Genomic DNA, 17037 nt, shown 5'->3' on the forward strand with positions numbered 1-17037 from the left:
AGCCGCGGCCTGGGCCGCGAGATGGTTCTCGCTTTCGCGAACGCAGGCGCCGACACCGTCATCGTCAGCCGCAAGGTCGACAGCTGTGAGAAGCTGGCCGCCGAGGTTGCCGAGACCACCGGCCGCAAGGCACTTCCGCTCGCCTTCCACGTCGGTGACTGGGACGCTCACGAACCACTCGTCGAACGGATCTACGACGAGTTCGGGCACCTGGACATCCTCGTCAACAACGCGGGCATGGCGCCGCTGTACCCGAGCCTCGACCAGGTCACCGAAGAACTGTTCGACAAGGTGATCGGCGTCAACCTCAAGGGCGCGTTCCGGCTCACCAGCCTCGTCGGGCCCCGGATGGCGGCCGGTTCCGGGGGATCGATCATCAACATCAGCTCGATCGCCTCCGAGCGGCCGATGACCACCGACCTGCCGTACGCGGCCGCCAAGGCGGGGCTCAACACCTTGACCAAGGGCTTCGCCCAGGCCTACGGGCCCAACGTGCGCGTCAACACGATCATGGCCGGTGCCTTCCTCACGGACATCAGCAAGGCCTGGGACATGGAATCGGCCGATGAGCTGTTCCGGGGGATGCCTCTCCAGCGCGCGGGAAATCCGGACGAGATCGTCGGTGCAGCACTGTATCTCGCCGGACCGGGCTCGACCTACACCACCGGCGCCGTGATCCCCGTCGACGGCGGCCGCACCTCCACCCCCTGACAGATCTCGGTCCCACCCCGACCGACCACCAGGAGCCCCACATGAACCCCATCCACACCCGCCGCACCCGGCGTGCCTTCCTGTCGGCCCTGACCGCAGGTGCCCTCGCGGCGGCTGTCGCGGCCTGCGGCGGAAACGGCGGCGACGACCGCATCTCGTCCGATTCGATCGGATCCACCGGTCCGGCCGGCGATGATGCCTGGCAGCAGATCGTCGAGGCGGCCAAGGCGGAGGGCGAGGTCACGATCTACTCGTCGAACGCCGCGGACGCTCTCGCCGAACTCGGCCGCCGTTTCGAGGCCGACTACGGCATCCGTCTCAACGTCGTGCGTGACGTCGACGCGAACCTGCACCAGAAGATCGGCGCGGAGGCGGAGACCGGCAACCGTGTCGCCGACATCGTCACCCAGGCCAGCGTCCCCTGGGCCGTGGAGAACGGCGCGAACGGAGCCTTCGCCGCACCCGTCGGCCCCGCCTTCACCGACTCCGCGAGCGAATACGACGTGACGACGCTGAAGGACGACACCGGCTACTTCGTCACCAACGCCTCGGTGCTGACCTTCGGCTGGAACACCCAGCGACAGCCCGACGGCATCGACAGCTACAGCGACCTGCTGGATCCGTCCCTCGCCGGCGGGAAGATCGGCATCGTCACCCCCACCTCGACCGCCCACGTCGACTTCTACGACAGCTACCTCGAACAGGTCGGGGGAGAGGGCTTCCTCGAGAAGCTCGCCGCCCAGACCCCGCGGATCTACCCCAGCGCACTGCCGCTGGCGCAGGCCCTCGCCTCCGGTGAGATCGCCGTCGCCGCGTTCGTGCAGGACCAGAAGAGCGAACAGCAGACCGGCGCGCCCGTCGACTCGGCGTTCGGAGACGTCGTGTGGGGCGCCCCCATGTACACCGCGATCCTCGCCGACGCCGTGCATCCCAACGCGGCACAGGTCCTGGCCAACTACATGATCACGCCGGCCGGTCAGGAAGCCATCTCGTTCCGCAACGCCGCGGTCCTGCCGAACATCGCCTCGTCCGTCACCACCGTCGACAAGGTCGCCCCGCAGAACACCGAGGCGATGACCCCGGCAGCACTCGAGGATCTCAAGGCCCGCTTCGGCCGCCTGTTCAACCAGTAGTCCCGGGATCGCCGGAGAAGGAGTCACCCCCATGGGAAGAGTTGAAGGAAAAGTCGCGCTGATCACCGGCGCGGCGCGCGGCCAGGGCCGCTCGCACGCCCTGCGTCTCGCCGAGGAAGGTGCGGACGTCGTCCTCTTGGACGTGTGCGCGCCGATCGACTCGGTGCCGTACCCCCTCGCCACCGAGGACGACCTGAAGGAGACCGAGGCGCTGGTCGCCGCGACCGGCCGGAAGGTGCTGTCCCGCGTAGCCGACGTCCGGGACCAGTCGCAGCTCGATGCGGCGGTGGCCGCCGCGATCGGGACCTTCGGGCACATCGACATCGTGTGCGCCAACGCGGGCATCGTCGGCTTCCGGCCCACCTGGGAGCTGAGCGACGCCGAATGGCAGGACATGCTCGACGTCAACCTCACCGGCGTGTTCCACACCGTCCGTGCCGTCGTCCCCGAGATGATCCGCGGCGGTCGGGGCGGTTCCATCGTCATCACCAGCTCCATCCAGGCGATGCTCGGCTCGGCCAACATCGGGCACTACAACGCCTCGAAGAGCGGCGTCGTCGGCCTCATGCGGACGCTGGCCACCGAACTCGGCCCCCACGGCATCCGCGTCAACACGGTCAACCCCAGCGCCGTCGAGACCCCGATGCTGCACAACGACGCGACCTTCCGGATCTTCGGGCCCGATCTCGAGAACCCCGGGCCCGATGACCTGTGGGAGCGTTCGAAGGACCGCAACCCCATGGGAATCGGCTGGGTCGCGCCCGAGGACATGAGCAACGCCGTGTTGTTCCTCGCCTCGGACGAAGCCCGTTTCATCACCGGCGTGGCACTGCCGGTCGACGCGGGGGTACGACTGTGACTGCTCTGGACAACGAAACCCGGCCCGAGACCGCCCCGGTGCCGCGCAGGCTCGAAGGACGCCGGATCTTCGTCACCGGTGGTGGCAGCGGCATCGGCGAAGCCGTCGCGAAGCGACTCGCCGCCGAGGGCGCAGCGGTCGCGGTGACCGATGCTCGTGGTGTGGCCGCCGAGTCGGTGTCCGACGCGGTTGCGGAGACCGGCGCGCAGACGCTGGGGCTGCGGTGCGACGTCGGCGACGAAGCCTCCGTCGAGGAGGCCGTGGCTGCGGCGGTCGCCGAGTTCGGAGGCCTCGACGGTGTGGTGACCTGCGCGGGGGTCAACGGGACGGCGATGCTCCACGAGATGGAACTCGCCCACTGGGAACGCATCCTGCGGGTCAACCTCACCGGCACCTTCCTGCCGCTGCGTGCCACCCTGCCGCACCTGCTCGAGGCCGGCGGCGGTTCGATCGTCACCGTCGGCTCGGTCGCATCCTTGGTGGCGACCAACCTGAACACCCCCGGTTACGACGCGTCCAAGGGCGGTGTCCTGCAGCTCACCCGGTCGGTTGCCATGGGCTACGCGGACCGGAACATCCGAGCGAACTGCCTGTGCCCCGGTCTCGTGACCACGGGCCTGCGCGTGAACTCACGGGCGCTGCAGGGCCCGGAACCGGAACCGACCCGCAGCCGGGTGGTGGAGAACACCGCGCTCGGGCGCTCGGCGGAACCGGCCGAGATGGCGTCGGTGGTGGCCTTCCTCCTGTCCGACGACGCCTCCTTCGTGACCGGCGCAGCGATCGCCGCCGACGGCGGATTGACCGCGAACTGACTTCCCGCCCGCTCGCAGCGGGCACGACACAGAGGTGACTCACACATGCCCACCGACCCGACCTGGCGCAGGGATGCCTGCGCCATCGCAGGAATCGGAACCACCGCGTTCTCGAAGGACTCCGGTGTCTCCGTCACGGCGCTCGCCGTCGAGGCCGCCGCGGCGGCCCTCGAGGACGCCGGACTGACCCCGGCCGACGTCGACGGCGTCGTCCGCAACGACATGGATCTCGTCTCGTGCGCGGCCCTCGCCGACGGCCTCGGCGTCCCGCACCTGACCTACTGGGGCGAAGCCGGCCCCGGCGGCTCCGGCCCGGCCGCGATGGTCGCCCAGGCCGTCGCCGCGATCATGAGTGGTCAGGCGACCACCGTGGTCGTCTTCCGCTCGCTCAACGGCCGCTCCGGCCGCCGCTTCGGTCTGTCTCCGGTCGTCACCCCGGAGGTGGGCGGCAACGAGACTTTCGAGGAGTTCTTCGGCCCCTACGGGCTGCTCTCGTCCGGCCAGTACTTCGCGCTGGTGGCCCAGCGCTACATGACCCAGACCGGTCTGACCTCCGAGCAACTGGCGCAGATCGCTCTGGTGACCCGCAAGCGTGCCAATGCGAATCCTGCCGCGCAGATGTACGACCGGACGATGACGCTCGACGACTACTTCGACTCGCGCATGCTGTCGTCGCCGCTGCGGCTGTTCGACTACTGTCTCGAAACCGACGGTGCCGCAGCGGTCGTCGTCACCACCGCCGAACGCGCGAAGGACCTGCGGCAGGCTCCGGCGCTCATCCGGTCGGTCGCGATGTCGACCTGCCGTCATCCGCAGCCGGGCCTGATGTACCCGACGCTCATGCGCGAGGACATCACCGCGCTGCCGTCGCGGGAATGCCAGGAGACGCTCTACAGCCGGGCCGGTCTCGGACCGGCGGACGTCGACGTCGCCCAGATCTACGACTGCTACTCGATCACCGCCCTCATCCAGCTCGAGGACTACGGGTTCTGCAAGCGCGGCGACACCGGCGACTTCCTCGCCGAGGGCCAGATCGATCTCGGCGGAGCGATACCGATCAACACCAGTGGAGGACACATGTCCGAGGGATACATCCACGGAATGAACCACGTCGTCGAAGGGGTGCGGCAGATCCGCGGCACCTCCACGAGTCAGGTCGAGGGTGCACAGGTCTCCCTGGTCACCTCGGCTCCGCCGCCGGCGGCATCCGCGCTGATCCTGGTGGCGGCATGAGCGCCGCCGCAGCCGCGAGCGCGGCTACCACCGCCCGGCTCCGTCCCCTCGTCACCGAACGGGGAAGCGCCGGCTTCTTCTCCGCCGCAGCCGAGAACCGCATCGAGATCCTCACCTGCGAGGACTGCGGTCGGCGCATCCACCTGCCGCGGCCCCGCTGCGTGTACTGCGCGAGCACCGAGGTGTCGTGGAAGCCGGCAGCCCACACCGGCACCGTGTACAGCCACACCGTCGTCGAACATCAGGTCCATCCGCTGTTCCCGGTGCCGTACACCGTGATCGTCGTCGACCTCGACGGCGAGGCGGCCGGCGTGCGCCTGATCGGTAACCTGCCCGGTCGCGCCGAGGTCACCGCCGGCACCCCCGTCCGCTGCACCTTCGAGGACCTCGGGGAGGACGCCGCCGGAAACCCCGTGGTCCTGCCCGTCTGGGAGATCGACACCGAGCGCGCGAGCGCCGGAACCGGGGAGGACGAATGACCACGGCACCCACCCGACCGATCGACCCGGTCCTGTTCGTGGACGACGACCCGAGCAGCGCGCTGCGCGGTGCCCGCTGCGCCCGCTGCGCGACCGTCACCTTCCCGATCCAGCACAGCTGCCCCCGCTGCGGCGCCGCGGAGATGAACCCCGAGGCTCTGCCCACCGAGGGGGTGCTCTGGTCCTACACCGTGCAGTCCTTCGCCCCGAAGAAGCCGTTCCTGCACACCGAACCGTTCACCCCCTTCGGGGTCGGCTACATCGACCTCGGTGACGTGATCGTCGAGTCCCGTCTCACCGTGAACGACCCGGAGTCGCTGGAGATCGGGATGCCGATGCGGTTGTGCAGCATCGTCAACCATGTCGACGACGACGGCACCGAGGTCGTCACCTTCGCATTCGCACCGAGCAAGGAGGAGACGGCATGAAGGTCGCGATCGTCGGTATCGGCATCCACAGGTTCGGCCGCACCGAGGGCGTGAGCGGCCTGGAACAGGGCGCCTACGCGGCCCGGCAGGCGATGGCCGACGCCGGAGTCGAGTTCAAGGACATCCAGTTCGCCTACGGCGGCAGCGATTCCGCCGGCAACGCCGACACCCTCGTGTCCACCCTGGGCCTGACCGGACTGCCCTTCGTCAACGTCTCCAACGGATGCGCCACCGGCGGCAGCGCGCTGACCTCGGCGGTCAGCCGGATCCGGTCCGGCGAGGCCGATCTCGGTCTCGTCGTCGGGTTCGACAAGCATCCCCGCGGCGCGTTCAACCCGCGCCCCGAGGACAACGGGCTGGGCCGCTGGTACGGCGAGTCCGGGATGATGGTCACCACCCAGTTCTTCGCCATGAAGATCCAGCGGTACCTCGTCGAACACGGACTGCCGAAATCGCTGCTGGCCACGGTGGCCGCCAAGGCGTTCCGCAACGGCTCGCTCGCCCCGCACGCGTGGCGCCGCACCCCTCTGACCGAGGAGGAGATCGCCGGCGCCACGATGGTCAACGACCCGCTCACCCAGTACATGTTCTGCTCCCCGGCAGAGGGCGGGGTCGCGCTCGTGCTCGCCCGCGCCGACCAGGCCCACCGCTACACCGACACCCCGGTCTTCCTCGAGGCCGCCGAACTGCGGTCCCGGCTGTTCGGTTCGTTCGAGGTGTTCAGCCCGTGGACCTCACCCGAACGGGCCGACGGGCCGACGGTGACCGCCTCCCGGGCGGCGTTCGAGGCCGCCGGGATCGACCCGAGCGACGTCGACGTGGCGCAGATCCAGGACACCGAGGCCGGTGCCGAAATCATGCACCTGGCCGAGACGGGCCTGTGCAAGCACGGCGAGCAGGAGACCCTCATCCGGTCCGGCGCCACCGAAATCGGCGGGGCGATTCCCGTCAACACCGACGGCGGCTGCCTCGCCAACGGCGAACCGATCGGCGCGACCGGCCTGCGCCAGGTGTACGAGAACGTCGTGCAGCTGCGCGGTGCCGCCGGAGACCGGCAGGTCCCGGGTGACCCGAAGGTCGGGTTCACCCACGTCTACGGCGCCCCCGGTATCAGTGCGTGCACCGTCCTCACGCGCTGACCACCCCGAATCTTCACGACAACGGCAGGAGACGATCGACATGGCATGGGATTTCGAAACCGACCCCGAGTTCCAGGCGAAGCTGGACTGGGTGCAGAAGTTCGTCGACGAGGAGGTCGCGCCCGTCGACCGCGTCATCGAACACGCGTGGGACGTGACCGATCCGACGCGCAACAAACTCATCCGTCCGCTGCAGCAGATTGTGCGGGAGCAGGGCCTGTGGGCCTGCCATCTCGGCCCGAAGCTCGGCGGGCCCGGCTACGGCCAGCTCAAGCTCGCGCTGCTCAACGAGATCCTCGGCGCCACCCACAGCGGGCCGGTCGTGTTCGGCTGCCAGGCACCGGATTCCGGTAATGCGGAGATCCTCGCGCACTACGGCACACCGGAACTGAAGGAGCGTTATCTGCAGCCGCTCATCGACGGCGACATCGTCTCCTGCTACTCGATGACCGAACCCCAGGGCGGCTCGGACCCGACGAGCTTCGTCACCCGCGCCGTCCGCGACGGCGACCACTACGTCATCAACGGCGAGAAGTGGTTCTCCTCGCACGCCCGGTTCTCGTCGTTCCTCATCGTGATGGCCGTGACCGACCCCGACGCCCCCCGCACCAAGCGGGCGTCGATGTTCGTCGTCCCCATGGACACGCCGGGCATCGAGATCGTCCGGAACGTCAGCGTGTGGGGTCACCAGGAATCCGAGGGCACCCACGCCTACATCCGCTACACCGACGTGCGCGTCCCCGCCGACCACCTGCTCGGGGAGGAGGGCGAGGGCTTCGCCGTCGCCCAGACCCGGCTCGGCGGCGGTCGCATCCACCACGCGATGCGCACCGTCGGCCTGGTCAAGGCGTCGCTGGAGATGATGCTCGAACGCGCCGTGTCGCGGCAGACCCGCGGCCGCTCGCTCGCGGACATGCAGATGGTGCAGGACATGATCGCCGAGTCGTGGGTCGACCTCGAGCAGTTCCGTCTCCTCGTGCTGCGCACCGCGTGGAAAATCGACCGGCTCGACGACTACAAGAAGGTCATCGCAGACATCTCCGCCGTGAAGATGGTGATGCCGAAGGTCCTCAACAACGTCGTCTCCCGCGCGATCCAGCTGCACGGCTCGCTCGGCATCTCCACCGAGATGCCGTTCGGCAAGTGGCTGCTCGAGAGCTACCACATGGGCCTGGCGGACGGCGCGACCGAACTGCACAAGCAGCAGATCGCCAAGCAGCTGCTGAAGACGGCGACGCCGGCCGAGGGACTGTTCCCCACGGCCCACCTGCTCGCCCAGGACGCCGCAGCGGAGGCCAAGTTCGGGCTGCCCGCGTTGGGGGTGCAGTGATGACCGGTGTCGCGGAGGAGCCGCGCGTCGAGGTCGCCCCCGTCCGTCCTGGTGAGGAACTCGACTGGGACGCGCTCGAGACGTACCTGCGGTCCCACGTCGACGGACTCGACGGGGAGTTCTCCGTGCTGCAGTTCCCGCGCGGCTCGGCGAATCTGACCTACCGGGTGTCCTTCGGAGACCGGCCTCTGGTCGTGCGGCGGCCGCCCTTCGGGAAGATCGCGCGCGGCGCACACGACATGGCGCGTGAGCATCGGGTGCTCTCCCGCCTGTACCGCGCATACGACCGGGCTCCGCGCGCGCTGCTGCACTGCGCGGACACCTCCGTCGTGGGGGCCGAGTTCTTCGTCTCCGAGTACCGCGAAGGAGTCGTGGTCTGGGACGAGATCCCGGACTCGATGGCGCAGCACGCCGATGCCGGAAGGCGGATCGGTTTCGCCGTGGTCGATGCGCTCGCCGATCTGCACGCGGTCGACCCGGCGTCGTGTGATCTCGCCGATCTCGGCCGGCCGGAGGGATATCTGGAACGGCAGGTCGCCGGCTGGTCGGCCCGGTGGGACGCGGTTGCCGAGTACGCGCCCGGACGCGAGGTCGCCGAACTCGTCGAGGAGGTCGGCCGTCGTATCCGGGCCGATGTTCCGGCGAGTCAGCGGGCCGGGATCGTGCACAACGATTACAAGGTCGACAACTGCCAGTTCCCGCACGAGAACCCCGATCGGGTGAAGTCGGTGTTCGACTGGGACATGGCCACCACCGGTGACGTGCTGGTCGACCTGGGCACCCTGCTCAACTACTGGCCGGACCGGACCGTCGACCCGGATTCGGATGCGGCGTTCATCGTGGTGCCGGGCATGCACGCACTGGACCTGCCGTCGCGGGCGGAGATCGTCGAGCGCTACGCCTCGGGCAGCGAGCTCGACCTCTCGCGCATCGACTGGTACGAGGCCTTCGGCTGCTGGAAGACCGTGGTCATCCTGCAGCAGCTCTACGCGCGGTTCGTGCGCGGGGAGACCACCGATCCGCGGATGGGACAGCGCGGGGAGCTTGTCGCGCCGCTCGCGCGCCGGGCGCTCGGGCTGCTCCCGGCCTGACCGGGAGTCCGCCTCGAAGGGGCACGTCCGGCCGCCTCGTGCCACCGGACGTGCCCCTTCGGCGTTCTACGAACGCCGCCACCACACGAATGTCGCCGTCACCCGACCTCGAGGAGAGACCGTGTCCACGCTCGGACTGTGCACCTACGGAACCACCCCCCACGACGCGCTCGAGCTGGCCCGCGCCGCCGACGAACTGGGGTTCGACGCGCTGTGGCTGGGGGAGCACGTGCTGCATCCGGCCGCGTACGCGAGCGAGCACCCGTCGGCGGGGACCCGCCAGCATCACTCGGGGCCGATCGTCGACGACACGACCGAACTCACCGATCCGCTCGCCCTGCACGCGGCGATCGCGGCGGTCACCGAACGCCTGAGGCTCGGCACGGCCGTGTATGTCACCGCGCTGCGTCATCCCCTGCACACCGCGCGCAGCACGATCACCGTTCAGGAACTCAGCTGCGGGAGGCTGCTGTTCGGTGTCGGCGCCGGGTGGCTCGAAGAGGAGTTCGCCGCGCTCGACGTGCCCTTCGCCGGGCGGTTCTCCCGCACCGACGAGTGCGTGGAGATCCTGCGCAAGGCGTGGGGCGGCGAGTCGTTCTCCCACGAGGGCACCTTCTATCGGTTCGACGAGGTCCGGCTGCATCCTCGACCCGTGGCCGTGCCGGTCGTCTACGGGGGCAACGGGCCCCGCGCGCTTGCTCGTGCAGCTCGTCTCGGTGACGCCTGGATCTCCTCGGGCACACCCACTTTCGAGGAGGCCGTGGAGTTGGTGGGCGTACTGCGCCGGCACCGCCTGGAGACGGGCGGGAACACGGAGTTCCCGTGCTACGTGCGGGTCGAGGTGACCGAGGAGACCACCGCGGCCGATCTCGAACGGTATCGGGAACACGGACTCGACGACCTCGTCGTGTGGGCGGACGCGGGCTGGAAGGGTGCGACCGTCGCGGAGCGACGTGCAAACCTGGCGGCCCTCGCGGACCGGCTCGGCGTGAGGTCCGCGTTGGGCCTTCGGTGAACCGAACGCAGGAGGACCCCGCGGCTTCGGCTGCGGGGTCCTCCTGCGTCCACGGGGTGTGCGATCAATGACCGGCGGTGGTCCCGGTGACGGGGATCAGTGCGCCGGTCACCGACCGGGCGGAGTCGCTCAGCAGGAACGCGATGACCTCGGCGATGTCGGCCGGGCGGGCCCATGAGGAGGTGTCGGCGTTCGGCATGGCCTGTCGGTTGGCAGGGGTGTCGATCATGGACGGCACCAGGCCGTTGACACGGATCGAGTCGGGAGCGTACTCGACCGCCATGCTCTGGACCAGCGCTGCGACAGCGGCTTTCGAGGCGATATAGCCGGCGGCGCCCGGGAACGGGTGTGTCGCGGCTGCCGAACCGATGCACACGACCGAACCGCCACCGCGCCGGATGAGTTCGGGCAGTGCCGCTTGGGTGACGAGGTAGGCGATCCGCAGGTTGAGGGAGAGCTGGGCGTCGAGCACGTCGACGGGTGTCTCGTGGACGCGGCTCCCCGAGTGGAAGCCTCCGACGAGGTTGACCAGTCCGGTCAACGGCCGGGATTCGTCCGCGGTGGCGAGGCCGACGACCCGCTCGACGTCGTTCTCGTCGGACAGATCGGCCTTGACGAGGACGAGATCGGGGTGTGGCGTCAGCCGACTCGCTTCGGCCTCGTCGTACCAGGGGACGACGACCCGCGAGCCGGTCGCGAGGAGACGTTCGGTGACCGCGGTGCCGAGACCACCGGTTCCGCCGGTCACGACGACGGAACCGGATCCGAGGGAAAGTTCGCTCATGAGGAGGCCTTTCGATGCCGGGAAGGGTAGCTGCCGTCCGGGCAGAAGAGCGCCCGAAAACATGCGTATATTTAGGTTGTTAGGAGCATAGCGCGTCCAGTGGTCTACGTCACCCCCTGATCGTGGAAGGGCCGGCGGCAGGCGCGATCGGCCCGCCCTCCGCAGGGGTCTGCCGGTCGTGGGGCCGCGGACCGGGGGCTCCGCGACGGGGCAGCTCGGACAGGCTTCGTCGGCCGAATGCAAGGGCCCCCAGTCCGAGTGCGGTGGCGCCCGCGGCCACCGCGAACGGCACGTGCGGGTTGGTGACCTCGCCGAGCCACCCGGCAAGCCACGGTGCGCAGGCGCCGCCGCCGAAGCGGACGAAACTGTAGCTCGCCGCCGCGGTGGCTCCGTCCACGGTGGACACCTGCATCCCGATCTCGGTCACGAGCGCATTGAGCAGTCCGACGAACAGGCCGGAGACGATGATGCAGGTCGTTACGACCGCGCGGTTGTCCGTGAAGACGGCGACGATCGCGAGAGTCGTCGCGAACAGGACGAGAGCGGCCGCGACGGTCGGTACGGCGCCCACCGATACTCTCAGGCGGGGTGTGGCCACGACGGACGCGAAGACCAGGCACACGCCCCAGCCGGAGAAGATGAAACCTGTTCGAACGGGCGAGAATCCCAGCACGAACGGTCCGTAGGAGAACAACGCGAAGAGTCCGAGATGGTAGAGCAGCGACACCGCGGCGACCGAGAACAGCCCCCGATGGGCGAGGGCGCGAAAGGGTGCGGTGATCGCGGTCGGTTCGGATGCTCCCGGCGTGCGAGGAAGAACCACCGCCAGAACGACGAAGGACAGAGCCATCAGGGAGGCGGAGCCGAGAAACGCGGCGCGCCAGGAGATCTGCCCCAGGATGCCACCGAGCAGCGGGCCGGTGGCGATCCCGGCGCCCACTGCGGCTTCGTAGCAGGTGATCGCGCGTGAATGGTGTCCGGGCATCGTCGCCACGATCGCGGCCAGGGCCGTCGCGACGAACAGTGCGTTGCCGAGCCCCCATCCGGCGCGGAACCCGATGATCTGCCCGAGGGCCCACGATGCGCTCGATCCCACCGCGGCAAGTGCGATGAGCGACAGGCCGATCAGCAGGGTGGTACGTGCCCCTATCCGGCTCGAGATCCATCCGGTGACCACCATCGCCAGGCCCATCACCGCCATGTAGCTGGTGAACAGCAGGGACACCTGGGCCGGCGACCCGCCGAGTTCGCTGGAGACGGACGGAAGGATCGGGCTCACGACCCCGATGCCCATGAACACCCCGACCGTGGCGAAGGCGACCGCCCAGCCCGCGCGGGGGAGTGCGGTGCGCCCGCGTGGACGTTTCGGATCGGGAACAGGATTCGACGGCAAGCTGATCTCCGGTTCGGTACGACGACCTGCGGCGACGATCCGGCGGCCGTGCGGGCGCGCCGGATCGCCGGTGGTCGATGTTCAGGTCACGGGTGGGTGCCCGGGATGCAGGTCGAGACCGAAAGGTGGGACAGTCAGCGCCAATCCACGCGTTCGTTCAGCATCCGGGGGTTCAGAGCGGAGAGATTGTCGATCACCTCGCGCATGTGCTCGCGTGCGAGACGGCGGGCAAGTTCGGACTCGCCGGCGGCGATGGCGTTGTGGATCGCCTTGTGGGGTCCTTCGAAGCCTTCGCGCTCCTCGTCGTCCCAGACATCGGGGTGCGCTTCGAGCATGCGGAAGGTGTAGATGTGCGCGAGCGCCGACCCGGTGAGGGTGAGGATGTAGTTTCCGGACATCTCCCGCAGTGTCTGGTGGAATCCGACTGCGGTGTCGATGACTTCGTCGTCGGACATCTCCGGCACGATGTGTTTGCCGGCCAGTGCGTCGAGATCGACGTCCTCGCCCGCTGCGACGCGATCGGCGAGCATCGCGGCCGCGAGGCCTTCCATCTCCAGTGCCGCCTCGGCGACCTCACGGAATCGAACGCCTTTCGCCTGCAGATACATCGACAGGGTGTCGCCGAATTCGCTCCCCGTGGGTTCGGAGACGATCGGTCCGCCGCCGAGTCCCTGCCGTACCGTCACCAGGCCCTGCGCCTCGAGCAGGCGCAGCCCCTCGCGAACGGACGCACGGCCGACGCCGAAGCGCCGCGCCATCTCGGATTCGGCCTCGAGGGGTGAACCGGGAGCCAGCTGCCGGTCTGCGATCTCCCTGGCGACCATGCGTGCCACGGTGCGCGAGACCTTTTCGTTGCGAGTCATGGCTACCGCGCGTCGTCGCGCGGCGGTATCCGACTGCGAACTTGTGAAGTTGCGAGTCATGGTGTCCTCGTCGTCTGCAGGGACCCGCACTCGTCCGGGCGGGGGTGAGCGTGCGGCCGAGTATAGGGAGAGAGTTCCGCGATCAAGGCTACCCCCAAATATATGTATGTTTCGGTTGGTTAATGCTATACCACTTTCTATGACTCAGAACACACCTACACGCGACATTTCCGCAACGAATACGGGCGCAAGGACTCTCGCCGGTCAGCATGTCCTGGTTACCGGGGGCAGCGAAGGAATCGGCTACGGGATCGCCGAACGTCTGCTCGAAGCGGGCGCGACGGTTTCCCTCGCGGCACGCCGGCCGGAGGTGCTCGACGCGGCGGTCGGGAGACTGCAGACGCGGTGCGAGGACACGGCTCGGGTCTCGGGCGTCGTCGCGGACATCAGCGACGCGGATTCGATCGCCGCGATGTTCGAAACCGCCCAGGACCGGAACGGGCCGCTCAACGTACTCGTCGCCAATGCCGGCAGCGGGAGCGTGGTGCCCTTCCTCGAACTCACACCGCAGCAGTGGCAGGACTGCATCGACCTGAATCTCACGGGGACGTTCCTCTGCGTGCAGGCGGCGGCGCGATCGATGGTCGAGCGCACGGACGAAAACCGGTCCATCATCGTCGTCTCCTCGATCCGGGCGCTCGGTGCGCGTCCCTCGCTCGTTCCCTACGGCACCTCGAAGGCGGGACTCAACCAGCTGGTCCGCCTCGCGGCCTACGAGCTCGCGCCCACCGGGGTGCGCGTGAACGCGCTGTCGCCCGGTATCACGGCGACCCCACTGGCCCAGGACCGCAACAACCTGTTCGACGAGCGGGCCGCGACCGTGCCGATGGGCAGGGCGGGAACCCCGGCGGACATGGCCGCTGCCGCGCTGTATCTCGCGAGTCCGGATTCGGCGTTCGTCACCGGCACGAACCTCGTGGTGGATGGGGGTGAGTCGCTCTACTGACCCATCCCGCGCGGCGTCGCCTCACGGCCTCCCGAAAATTGTGATGTACAACGCACAAAACATTGCTATAGTTACGGTGTTTTCAGCTCACGTCCGAGCATCCGCCGAATTCCGGACCGCCTCTCGCGGAGTCGTTCGGCGCTGACTTCCCATCCTGCGCGCGGCCGTTCGCGGCCGCGAGACGACGAAGGAGAACACTCGATGACCACGGTGATGAACGGGATCAAGGTCGTAGAGGTGGCGCTGTACGCGTTCGTCCCCTCGGCGGCCGCGATCCTCTCCGACTGGGGAGCCGACGTCGTCAAGGTCGAGCACTCGGATTTCGGTGACCCCACCCGGTCCACCGCGGCCTGGGGTGTCCCCGCCCACGTCGACGGCCTCGCGAGCCTGTTCGAGATCAACAACCGCGGAAAGCGTGCCGTCGCACTGGATATCGCCCACCCGGAGGGCCGCGAGGTCCTCATGAAGCTCGTCGAATCCGCCGACGTCTTCATGACCAACTTCCTGCCCGATGCGCGCGCCAAACTCGGCATCGACGTCGACGACATCTTCGCCCGCAATCCCCGGATCGTGTACGCGCGGGGCACCGCCCAGGGCGTGGCCGGCCCGGACAGCGACAAGGGCGGCTTCGACGGCATCACCTACTGGGCACGCTCGGGGGCCGCCGGGTCCATCGCTCCGGACGACCTGGACTGGCCTGCCAACATGCCGGGACCCGCCTTCGGCGACTCCCAGAGCGGCATGGCCCTGGCCGGTGGGATCGCGGCCGGCCTCCTCCACCGTGAACGCACCGGTGAGGGCATCGTCGTGGATACCTCGCTGTTCTCCGTCGGTGCGTGGGCGATGCAGGCGACGATCGCGGGCTGCCAGATGGTCGGCGCCGACGAGTTGCCGTATCCCGACCGCCACAACCCGGTCAACCCCGTCTCGAACATCTACCGGACCAGCGACGGTCGCTACATCCATCTCGCGCTGCTGCAGAGCCAGAAGTTCTGGCCCGGCCTGTGCGAGGCGATCGGCCTGTCCCACCTGATCGACGATCCGCGCTTCGCGACCTTCGAGGACCGCGCGCGCAATTCCCGTGAGTGCACGGCGATCCTGACCGAGGTCTTCGAACAGCGCACCCTCGCCGAGTGGACCGACATCCTCGGCAAGCAGGAAGGCCAGTGGGACGTCTTCCGCAAGCCGATCGACGTGCTGTCGGATCCGCAGGCCCTGGCCAACGGCTTCGTCCGCACCGTCGAGTACGAGGACGGGCGGACCCTGGACATGGTGACGGCACCGACCTCCTTCGGCGGGCAGGCCCCGACGCTGACGCGAGCCCCTCATCACGGAGAACACACCGACGAGGTGCTGCTCGAACACGGTCTGGACTGGGACCGCATCGTCGAACTCAAGATCGCCGGCGCGATCAAGTAGAGCCTCTCCGCCCGACCGGACAGAGATTCCGGCCCGATCCGACGGAGCCTTCCGGCTGCGACCTGAGGTCGCCGCCTCCCGCGCACCTGCGCACCGACAGTTTCCCTTCCCTATCTCCACAAGAGGAGTTCTCGTGTACGACCTTCGAGATATCAAGATCATCGACACCGACACCCATGTCGTCGAGCCGCCGGACCTGTGGACGTCCCGGATGTCGAAGAAGTGGGGCGATCTCGTTCCTCACGTGCGGTGGGACGAGGCGCGCGGCGACGAGGCGTGGTTCGTCTCCGGAACCCGTATGAGCGCCGTCGGCGCCCCGGCGATGGCCGGCTGGCACGAGTACCCGCCGAGCTGCCCTCCGCGCTTCGTCGACACCGATCCGCGCTCGTGGGATCCGGGCAAGCGCCTGGCGCTCATGGACGACTACGGCATCCACGCGCAGATCCTGTACCCGAACGTCGCGGTCTTCAGCCAGAAGACGCTGCAGTCCAACGGTTCCAACGAACTGCAGCTCGAGTGTGTCCGCGCCTACAACGACTACCTGACCGAATGGGCGCAGTTCGCGCCGGGCCGCTACGTTCCGGTGGGCATCCTGCCCTTCTGGGACATGGAGGCCACCCTCGCCGAGGTCGAGCGTGTCGCGGCCGCCGGGCACAAGGGCCTGGTGTTCACCCAGAACCCGGCCGCCTTCGGGCTGCCGATGCTGACCGACCCGTACTGGGACCGGCTGTGGGCGTCGGCGCAGGAGAAGAAGCTGCCGATCAACTTCCACATCGCCTCCGGTGAGGTCGATCTGAGCGGCTTCGGGCACGAGAGCAACGGCGTGGCGGCCAACTACGGCATGATGGGCATCTCGTTCTTCATGGACAACGCCCGGACGATCTCCCAGCTCATCTTCGGCGGCATCTGCGACCGCTTCCCGGATCTGAAGTTCGTCTCGGTCGAATCGGGTATCGGCTGGATGCCGTTCGCGCTCGAGGGCATGGACTGGCAGTGGCGGAACAGCGGCGTGCACAAGGAGCACCCGAACTACGAACTGCTGCCCAGCGAATACTTCAAGCGGCAGATCTTCGGCTGCTTCTGGTTCGAGCAGGATTCCGCACGCAGCGCGATCGAACAGCTCGGCGCCGACAACGTGCTCTACGAGACCGACTACCCCCACCCCACGTCCATGTCCCCGGGACCGGCGAGCGATGCCATTCGCCCGGACGACTACCTCCGGCGCAACTTCGCGCACCTGTCGGAGGAAGACGCGCGCAAGATCCTCCACGACAACGCCGCGGCCCTCTACAACCTGGACTGACGTCCTCGAGTCCCAGGTGCCGGCCCCCGCGCGCGACGT

The 17037-nt window shown here is 68.5% G+C and carries 17 protein-coding genes; 14 read left to right on the forward strand and 3 right to left on the reverse strand.

Translation table 11 applies throughout. The features are described 5' to 3' along the window. The 11 genes from I0Q12_RS12660 to I0Q12_RS12710 all read left to right on the forward strand — a co-directional run. The coding region (locus tag I0Q12_RS12660) for an SDR family NAD(P)-dependent oxidoreductase (protein ID WP_197252252.1) at window positions 1-711 on the forward strand (711 nt) is incomplete at its 5' end. Between the two features lie 41 nt (window positions 712-752). Further along, window positions 753-1844, forward strand: a complete 1092-nt coding sequence (locus tag I0Q12_RS12665; RefSeq protein ID WP_197252253.1) for an ABC transporter substrate-binding protein — start codon at window positions 753-755, stop codon at window positions 1842-1844. Between the two features lie 31 nt (window positions 1845-1875). Further along, the gene (locus tag I0Q12_RS12670; RefSeq protein ID WP_197252254.1) at window positions 1876-2703 is read left to right on the forward strand and encodes a mycofactocin-coupled SDR family oxidoreductase; all 828 of its coding nucleotides are present in this window, start codon (window positions 1876-1878) and stop codon (window positions 2701-2703) included. Then, window positions 2700-3515 (forward strand): SDR family NAD(P)-dependent oxidoreductase, encoded by an 816-nt coding sequence (locus I0Q12_RS12675; RefSeq protein ID WP_248676242.1) that lies wholly within the window; start codon window positions 2700-2702, stop codon window positions 3513-3515. The genes I0Q12_RS12670 and I0Q12_RS12675 overlap by 4 nt, the downstream gene beginning before the upstream one ends. 45 nt (window positions 3516-3560) lie before the next feature. After that, a complete protein-coding gene (locus I0Q12_RS12680; protein WP_197252255.1) occupies window positions 3561-4748 on the forward strand; it encodes a lipid-transfer protein in 1188 nt (395 codons plus the stop codon). Then, a complete protein-coding gene (locus tag I0Q12_RS12685) occupies window positions 4745-5227 on the forward strand; it encodes a Zn-ribbon domain-containing OB-fold protein (protein WP_197252256.1) in 483 nt (160 codons plus the stop codon). The genes I0Q12_RS12680 and I0Q12_RS12685 overlap by 4 nt, the downstream gene beginning before the upstream one ends. Next, window positions 5224-5655 (forward strand): Zn-ribbon domain-containing OB-fold protein, encoded by a 432-nt coding sequence (locus tag I0Q12_RS12690; protein WP_197252257.1) that lies wholly within the window; start codon window positions 5224-5226, stop codon window positions 5653-5655. Before I0Q12_RS12685 ends, I0Q12_RS12690 begins: the two co-directional genes overlap by 4 nt. Next, window positions 5652-6794, forward strand: a complete 1143-nt coding sequence (locus I0Q12_RS12695; protein ID WP_197252258.1) for a thiolase family protein — start codon at window positions 5652-5654, stop codon at window positions 6792-6794. Before I0Q12_RS12690 ends, I0Q12_RS12695 begins: the two co-directional genes overlap by 4 nt. Window positions 6795-6834: 40 nt before the next feature. Further along, window positions 6835-8124 (forward strand): acyl-CoA dehydrogenase family protein, encoded by a 1290-nt coding sequence (locus tag I0Q12_RS12700; protein ID WP_197252259.1) that lies wholly within the window; start codon window positions 6835-6837, stop codon window positions 8122-8124. After that, window positions 8124-9215 (forward strand): phosphotransferase family protein, encoded by a 1092-nt coding sequence (locus I0Q12_RS12705; RefSeq protein WP_197252260.1) that lies wholly within the window; start codon window positions 8124-8126, stop codon window positions 9213-9215. Before I0Q12_RS12700 ends, I0Q12_RS12705 begins: the two co-directional genes overlap by 1 nt. A 121-nt stretch (window positions 9216-9336) precedes the next feature. Next, on the forward strand, window positions 9337-10230 hold the full coding sequence (locus I0Q12_RS12710; protein WP_197252261.1) for a TIGR03619 family F420-dependent LLM class oxidoreductase: 894 nt from the start codon (window positions 9337-9339) through the stop codon (window positions 10228-10230). Between the two features lie 64 nt (window positions 10231-10294). Here the strand turns inward: I0Q12_RS12710 and I0Q12_RS12715 are convergent, their stop codons facing one another. From I0Q12_RS12715 to I0Q12_RS12725, 3 genes are all read right to left on the reverse strand, one after another. After that, window positions 10295-11014 carry an SDR family NAD(P)-dependent oxidoreductase gene (locus I0Q12_RS12715; protein WP_197252262.1) on the reverse strand — a complete coding sequence of 240 codons (720 nt, stop codon included), beginning with the start codon at window positions 11012-11014 and terminating at the stop codon, window positions 10295-10297. 109 nt (window positions 11015-11123) lie between these two features. Next, the gene (locus I0Q12_RS12720; protein ID WP_197252263.1) at window positions 11124-12407 is read right to left on the reverse strand and encodes an MFS transporter; all 1284 of its coding nucleotides are present in this window, start codon (window positions 12405-12407) and stop codon (window positions 11124-11126) included. Between the two features lie 134 nt (window positions 12408-12541). Next, a complete protein-coding gene (locus I0Q12_RS12725; RefSeq protein WP_231610541.1) occupies window positions 12542-13270 on the reverse strand; it encodes a FadR/GntR family transcriptional regulator in 729 nt (242 codons plus the stop codon). Between the two features lie 199 nt (window positions 13271-13469). Here I0Q12_RS12725 and I0Q12_RS12730 point away from each other — a divergent pair, with 199 nt between their 5' ends. The 3 genes from I0Q12_RS12730 (at window position 13470) to I0Q12_RS12740 (ending at window position 16998) form a co-directional block, all read left to right on the forward strand. Beyond that, complete coding sequence (locus I0Q12_RS12730) at window positions 13470-14276, forward strand: SDR family NAD(P)-dependent oxidoreductase (protein ID WP_197252265.1); 807 nt, start codon at window positions 13470-13472, stop codon at window positions 14274-14276. 201 nt (window positions 14277-14477) lie between these two features. Next, window positions 14478-15695, forward strand: a complete 1218-nt coding sequence (locus I0Q12_RS12735) for a CaiB/BaiF CoA-transferase family protein (RefSeq protein ID WP_197252266.1) — start codon at window positions 14478-14480, stop codon at window positions 15693-15695. A 133-nt stretch (window positions 15696-15828) separates the two neighbouring features. After that, window positions 15829-16998, forward strand: coding sequence for an amidohydrolase family protein (locus I0Q12_RS12740; RefSeq protein ID WP_197252267.1), 1170 nt, complete (start codon window positions 15829-15831; stop codon window positions 16996-16998). The last annotated feature ends 39 nt before the right edge of the window (window positions 16999-17037 follow it).

This window comes from Rhodococcus sp. CX, assembly GCF_015865005.1.
Lineage (GTDB): Bacteria > Actinomycetota > Actinomycetes > Mycobacteriales > Mycobacteriaceae > Rhodococcus.